1 protein-coding gene is annotated in these 309 nt (G+C 72.5%); it reads right to left on the reverse strand.

The features are described from left to right. Positions 1-2: 2 nt before the first annotated feature. Complete coding sequence (locus ACLZOT_RS51475) at positions 3-236, reverse strand: hypothetical protein (protein ID WP_416976175.1); 234 nt, start codon at positions 234-236, stop codon at positions 3-5. Positions 237-309: the final 73 nt, after the last annotated feature.

Here is a 309-nt window from a genome sequence, read left to right on the forward strand (position 1 = left end):
GTTCAAAAGTCCGCGTGGCCGGCCGCCTGGTAGGCGTCCCAGAGGGGTTGTACGACGGTGCACCGGCGGGCGGCGCCGTCCTGGCAGGTGGAGCACGAGGTGGCGTGGTCGAGCCAGGCCCGGTACGCCGTCTGGGCCTCGTGGTTCACCCGGGTCACGCGGGCCCGGACCACGGCACCGGGCCCCGAGCCGGTCTCGAGCCAGCGCTCGGTGAACCCGGGCTCCTCCTCCCCCATGACCAGACTCCCCCAACCTCACCGGACCCCACGTCCGGCAACCCGTCGCAGCAGACCACCAATCTATCCGCCC

Source organism: Streptomyces sp. 4F14 (assembly GCF_048159485.1).
Lineage (GTDB): Bacteria > Actinomycetota > Actinomycetes > Streptomycetales > Streptomycetaceae > Streptomyces.